General features: G+C 74.8%; 6 protein-coding genes and 1 pseudogene. 6 read left to right on the top strand and 1 reads right to left on the bottom strand.

Annotated features, from left to right (window positions below; all coding sequences use genetic code 11):
- Positions 1–382 (bottom strand): annotated as a pseudogene (locus ABD308_RS21975) (SAM-dependent methyltransferase); the annotation flags it as partial.
- A 139-nt stretch (positions 383–521) separates the two neighbouring features.
- Between ABD308_RS21975 and ABD308_RS21970 the strand changes: the two are divergent.
- The 6 genes from ABD308_RS21970 to ABD308_RS21945 form a co-directional block, all read left to right on the top strand.
- Positions 522–1754, top strand: a complete 1233-nt coding sequence (locus ABD308_RS21970; protein ID WP_344337825.1) for a sensor histidine kinase — start codon at positions 522–524, stop codon at positions 1752–1754.
- 64 nt (positions 1755–1818) lie between these two features.
- Entirely contained in the window at positions 1819–2511 is a 693-nt protein-coding gene (locus ABD308_RS21965; RefSeq protein WP_344337823.1) for a response regulator, read from the top strand.
- Positions 2512–2606: 95 nt separating this feature from the next.
- Entirely contained in the window at positions 2607–3542 is a 936-nt protein-coding gene (locus ABD308_RS21960; protein ID WP_344337822.1) for a Rossmann-like and DUF2520 domain-containing protein, read from the top strand.
- Positions 3542–4447: a pantoate--beta-alanine ligase gene (gene panC, locus ABD308_RS21955; RefSeq protein ID WP_344337820.1), complete on the top strand. Its 906-nt coding sequence runs from the start codon at positions 3542–3544 to the stop codon at positions 4445–4447. The genes ABD308_RS21960 and panC overlap by 1 nt, the downstream gene beginning before the upstream one ends.
- 63 nt (positions 4448–4510) lie before the next feature.
- Positions 4511–4960: an aspartate 1-decarboxylase gene (gene panD, locus ABD308_RS21950; RefSeq protein WP_344337818.1), complete on the top strand. Its 450-nt coding sequence runs from the start codon at positions 4511–4513 to the stop codon at positions 4958–4960.
- Between the two features lie 14 nt (positions 4961–4974).
- On the top strand, positions 4975–6242 hold a 1268-nt coding region (locus ABD308_RS21945), incomplete at its 3' end, for an L-aspartate oxidase (protein ID WP_344337817.1).

The raw sequence follows: 6242 nt of genomic DNA, 5'->3' as shown, positions 1-6242 counted from the left end.
CCCGTCGCCCCTCGCGTCACCCGTTCGAGCGCGATTGTCACGCGATCGCGCGGGTTGGACCGGCGGGCGGCCCCGGCGGACGGTCGGCGAGCTCCACCGCGTACACCCGAAGCCGCTCCCCCACCACCTCCGGCAGCTCCGCCAGCACCCCGGCGACCAGCTCGCCCCGCCCGGCCCCGACGTCCACGAACGCCAGCTCCTCCGGACGGCCGAGCGCCGCGTCCACCTCAAGAAGCAGCCGGGCCACCGCCCGGGCGAACAGCGGCGAGGCGTGCACCGAGGTGCGGAAGTGCCCGGCGGGGCCCTCCGGCCTGCGGTAGAAGCCGCCGTCGGGTCCGTAGAGGGCGCGCTCCGTCGCGGGCGCCCACCGCATCCAGGTCATACGGCGGGACGCTACACACCCGGTCCGTACCCGCCCAATCCGTACGGCATCGGTACACCGCCCTCTCCGACCTAGGGAGTAGGACGGATCGCCCTCCCGGCGGACCTGGGGACACACCGCGCCTGCCTACGCTTGACCCGTGCATCGACTCAACGCGTGGCTCCGCCGACACCCCATGGTGGTCGACTCCGCCTGGGCCGCGCTGGTGCTCGTCCTCGGCCTGCTGCCGGAGGAGGGCAGCGACAACACCGGCTGGCGCGCGGCGGTCGCCACCGTCGTCGCCGTCGTGCTGCCGCTGCTGATGGTGTTCCGGCGCCGCTTCCCCGACCTGACGGTGGCCGCCGCGATCGCGATCGGCCTCACCCAGGTGGCCCTCGACGTCACCCCGGCGATCTCCAGCATCGCCTATCTGGTGTTCGCCTACACGGGTGCCGCGTTCGGCGGGCGGTGGACGTCCCGGGCGGCGCTGGCCGCCGGACTGCTGGCCGGCCCGCTGGTCTTCTGGCGGCTCGATCCGGAGAAGGCCACCCGGATGCCCGACGGCGACATCAGCTACGTCGAGTACTCCGTCCCCGAGGCGCTGTTCTTCGGCGGGATGATGACCACCCCGTTCATCCTCTGCTGGGCGTGGGGGCGGCTCACCCGGGTCCGCCGGGCCTACCTGGTGGAGCTGGAGGACCGCGCGGCCCGGCTGGAGCGCGAGCGCGACGCCCAGGCCAAGGTGGCGGTCGCCGCCGAGCGGGCGCGGATCGCCCGCGAGCTGCACGACGTGGTCGCGCACAACGTCTCGGTGATGATCGTCCAGGCGGACGGCGCCGCGTACGTGCTGGACAACTCGCCCCAGCAGGCCAAGGAGGCGCTGGGCACCATCGCCTCCACCGGCCGGCAGGCGCTGGTCGAGATGCGCCGGCTGCTCGGCGTGCTGCGCACGGCCGACACCAAGGGCGAGGAGTACGTGCCGCAGCCGGGCGTCGAGGAGCTGCCGGAGCTGCTGGACCAGGTCCGCACGGCCGGCCTCCAGGTGGACTTCGCGACCTCGGGCGACCCGCGCGAGCTGCCGCGCGGCGTCGAGCTCACGGTCTACCGGATCGTCCAGGAAGCGCTCACCAACGTCCGCAAGCACGGCGGCCCCGATGTGCACGCCCGGGTCGCGGTCGACTTCGGCGAGCGCGAGCTGGCCGTCCTGATCGAGGACGACGGACGCGGCAGCACCGACGAACAGCTGGCCGCCGGCGGCACCGACGGCCAGGGCCACGGCCTGATCGGCATGCGCGAGCGGGTCGGCATGGTCAGCGGCAGCCTCGACGTCGGGCCGAGGCCCGGCGGCGGCTTCCGGATCCGCGCCGTGCTGCCGCTCAAGGCGGCCCACTGACCCGGGCCGCCGGGCGCCCGCCCGCCGACCCCCGCCGTTCCCCCCGAGGAGCTAGGAGCCACCCTTGACCATCCGCGTGATGCTGGTCGACGACCAGGAGCTGCTGCGTACCGGATTCCGGATGATCCTGCAGTCGCAGGGCGACATCGAGATCGCCGCCGAGGCCGGGGACGGCGCCCAGGCCCTGGAGAAGCTCCGGCACACCGCGGTGGACGTGATCCTGATGGACGTCCGGATGCCGCGGCTGGACGGTGTGCAGGCCACCCGTCGGATCTGCCTGGCCGAGGACGGCAGCCCGCTGCCGGACGCCCCGCACGTGCTCATCCTCACCACCTTCGACCTCGACGAGTACGCCTTCGCCGCGCTCAAGGCCGGCGCCAGCGGCTTCCTGCTCAAGGACGTGCCGCCGACCGAGCTGGTGGCCGCGATCCGCGCCGTGCACGGCGGGGACGCGGTGGTCGCGCCGACCACCACCCGCCGGATGATCGACCGGTTCGCCGAGGTGCTGCCCACCCCGCAGAGCGGCTCCGGCCGGGCGGACACCCTCGGCCCGCTCACCGAGCGCGAGCGCGAGGTGTTCCTGCTGGTCGCCCAGGGCCTGTCGAACGGGGAGATCGCGGCCCGGCTGGTGCTCTCCGAGGCCACCGTGAAGACCCACGTCGGCCGGATCCTGGCCAAGCTGAACCTGCGCGACCGCGTCCAGGCCGTGGTCCTGGCCTACGAGGCCGGCCTGATCCGCGCCGGCGCCTCGGACTAGGCCGCCCGGGCCCGTTCCCGCCCCCCGTAGAATGGGCCGGTACGTCCGGTACCCCCGAGTGGACCGGAACGGGACCCCTGGACAAAGGTGGGTGCGTGAGTCTGTCCGACTACGGCGATCTGGCCCCACTCGACGACCCGGCCGACCCCGGCAACCGCCCCGCCCGCCTCGCCGTCGGCGTGGTCGGCACCGGCCGGGTCGGCCCGGCGCTCGGCGCCGCCCTGCAGCTGGCCGGCCACAAGGTGGTCGCCGCCTCCGGGGTGTCCGCCGCCTCCCGCCGCCGCGCCGAGGCGCTGCTGCCGGGCGTGCGGATCGTCAGCCCGCCGCAGGTGCTGGCCGCCGCCGACCTGGTGCTGCTCACCGTCCCCGACGACGCGCTGGCCGACCTGGTGGCCGGCCTCGCCGCGACCGGCGCCGTCCGCCCCGGCCAGCTGCTGGTGCACACCTCCGGCGCGCACGGCGTGGCCGTGCTGGAGCCGGCCACCCTGGCCGGCGCCCTGCCGCTGGCGCTGCACCCCGCGATGACCTTCACCGGCACCTCCGTCGACCTGGCCCGGCTGGCCGGCTGCCCGTTCGGGGTGACCGCCCCGGAGGAACTGCGCCCGGTCGCCGAGGCGCTGGTGGTGGAGATGGGCGGCGAGCCCGAGTGGGTGCCCGAGGACGTCCGCCCGCGCTACCACACCGCCCTCGCGCACGGCGCCAACCACCTGGTCACACTGGTCGCGCAGGCGATGGAGCTGCTGCGCTCGGCGGGCGTCGCCGAGCCCGGCCGGATGCTCGGCCCGCTGCTCGGCGCCGCGCTCGACAACTCGCTGCGCTCCGGCGACGCGGCCCTCACCGGCCCGGTCGCCCGGGGCGACGCCGGCACCGTGCGGCGCCACCTGGCGCAGCTCAGTACGGTGTCCCCGGACATCCCGGCCGCCTACCGGGCGATGGCCCGCGCCACCGCCCAGCGGGCCCTGGCCCACGGGACGATCGACGAAACGTCGGCGGCGGCGCTGCTGGACGTACTGAACGAGGAGAAGCAGTAATGGCACGCGGCAAGCAGCCGGGCAAGGCCCAGCGCGCCCCGAAGGTCCACCGGGCCGTGGTCACGCGCACCGTCGACGACTTCGAGGCGGCGTTCTGGCCGGACGAGCAGCCGGTGGACAACGCGGTCGTGATGACGATGGGCGCCCTGCACGAGGGCCACGCCGCGCTGATCCGCGCCGCCCGCAAGCAGGTCGGCCGGGACGGCCGGGTCGCCGTCTCGGTCTTCGTCAACCCGCTGCAGTTCGGCGCCGGCGAGGACCTGGAGCGCTACCCGCGCGCCCTGGACGAGGACGTGCGGCTCGCCGAGGCCAACGGAGCCGACGTGGTCTTCGCGCCGTCCGTCGACGAGGTCTACCCGAACGGCGAGCCGCAGGTGCGGCTGGCCGCGGGCCCGATGGGCGAGCGCTACGAGGGCGCCACCCGGCCCGGCCACTTCGACGGGGTGCTGACCGTGGTCGCCAAGCTGCTGCACATCACCGACCCGGACTTCGCCTTCTTCGGCGAGAAGGACGCCCAGCAGCTGGCGGTCATCCGCCGGATGGTGGCCGACCTCGACTTCGACGTCGAGGTGGTCGGGGTGCCGACCGTCCGCGAGGAGGACGGCCTGGCGCTCTCCTCCCGCAACCGCTACCTCTCCCCGGAGGAGCGCACCCGCGCCCTCGCCCTGTCCGAGGCGCTGTTCGCCGGCCGGGACGCGGCCGCGCAGGGCCCGAAGGCCGTGCGCGAGGCCGCCGCGGCCGTGCTGGACGCCGCCGAGGGCGTGGACCTCGACTACTTCGCCCTGATCGATCCGCACGACTTCACCGAGGCGCCGGACGACTTCCAGGGCGAGGCGGTGCTGGCCGTCGCCGCGAAGGTGGGCTCGACCCGCCTGATCGACAACGTCCGCGTCATCGTCCGGTAGTACCGCCCGGTACCTCCGACAGCGGTTCCCCTAGGCATGCACTCACAGGAGGCGTGACCCGCAATGCTCCGCACCATGCTCAAGTCCAAGATCCACCGGGCCACCGTGACCCAGGCCGACCTGCACTACGTCGGCTCCGTCACGGTGGACGAGGACCTGCTCGACGCCGCCGACCTGCTCCCCGGCGAGCTGGTCCACATCGTCGACATCAACAACGGCGCCCGGCTGGAGACGTACACCATCGCCGGCCCGCGCGGCTCCGGCGTCATCGGCATCAACGGCGCCGCCGCCCGCCTGGTCCACCCCGGCGACCTCGTCATCCTGATCGCCTACGGGCAGATGGACACCGCCGAGGCCAAGGGCTACCTGCCCAAGGTCGTCTTCGTCGACGAGCACAACCGGATCACCGGCACCGGCGGGGACCCCGCCGAGGCCGGGGAGGGCACCGGACTGCTGCGCGGGGACGCGGCGTACCGTGGCGGCAGCGGCGCCGTCGACGCCGCCGCGCGCTAAGGAGCCACCACGTCATGTCCGCCGTCACGCACCGCCTCACCGCCCCCGCGCCGGGCTGGACCACCGACACCGATGTCGTCGTGGTCGGCTCCGGCGTGGCCGGGCTCACCGTCGCGCTCAACGTCCGCAAGGCCGGCCTGCGGGCCATCGTGGTCACCAAGGCGATGCTGGACGACGGCTCCACCCGCTGGGCCCAGGGCGGCATCGCGGCCGCCCTGGGCGAGGGGGACACCCCCGAGCAGCACCTGACCGACACCCTGGTGGCCGGCGTCGGCCTCTGCGACGAGGACGCCGTCCGCGCCCTGGTCACCGAGGGCCCGGACGCGGTCCGCCGGCTGATCGCGGTCGGCGCCGCCTTCGACCGGGGCGAGGACGGCGCGATCCTGCTCACCCGCGAGGGCGGCCACCACCGCAACCGGATCGCGCACGCCGGCGGCGACGCCACCGGCGCCGAGATATCCCGGGCCCTGGTCGACGCCGTCCGGCGGGACCCCGAGGTGGAGCTCATCGAGCACGCCCTCGTCCTCGACCTGCTCACCGACGCCGACGGGCACGCCGCCGGACTGACCCTGCACGTCATGGGCGAGGGCCGGCGGGACGGCGTCGGCGCCGTCCGGGCCCGCGCGGTGGTGCTCGCCACCGGCGGCATGGGCCAGGTCTTCTCGGCCACCACCAACCCGGCGGTCTCCACCGCCGACGGCGTGGCGCTCGCGCTGCGGGCCGGCGCCGAGGTCACCGACCTGGAGTTCGTCCAGTTCCACCCCACCGTGCTCTGGCTCGGCCCGGAGGCCGAGGGCCAGCAGCCGCTGATCTCCGAGGCGGTCCGCGGCGAGGGCGCCCACCTGGTCGACGCGGACGGTGTCCGGTTCATGGTCGGGCGGCACGAGCTGGCCGAGCTGGCACCGCGCGACATCGTCAGCAAGGGGATCACCAACCGGATGCTGCTCCAGGGCACCGACCACATGTACCTGGACGGGCGGCACTTCGGCGCCGAGATGTGGGAGCGCCGCTTCCCGACCATCCTGGCGTCCTGCCGCGCGCACGGCATCGACCCGGTCACCGAGCCGATCCCGATCGCGCCGGCCGCGCACTACGCCTCCGGCGGGGTGCGCACCGACGACCGGGGCCGCACCACCGTCTCCGGCCTGTACGCCTGCGGCGAGGTCGCCTGCACCGGTGTGCACGGCGCCAACCGGCTGGCCTCCAACTCGCTGCTGGAGGGCCTGGTCTTCGCCGAGCGGATCGCCGCCCACCGGGGGCTGCGCCACACCTACGCGGACTT

Origin of the sequence: Kitasatospora putterlickiae (genome assembly GCF_039527695.1) — a bacterium.
Lineage (GTDB): Bacteria > Actinomycetota > Actinomycetes > Streptomycetales > Streptomycetaceae > Kitasatospora > Kitasatospora putterlickiae.
This window is presented reverse-complemented; position numbering and strand designations above follow the sequence as displayed.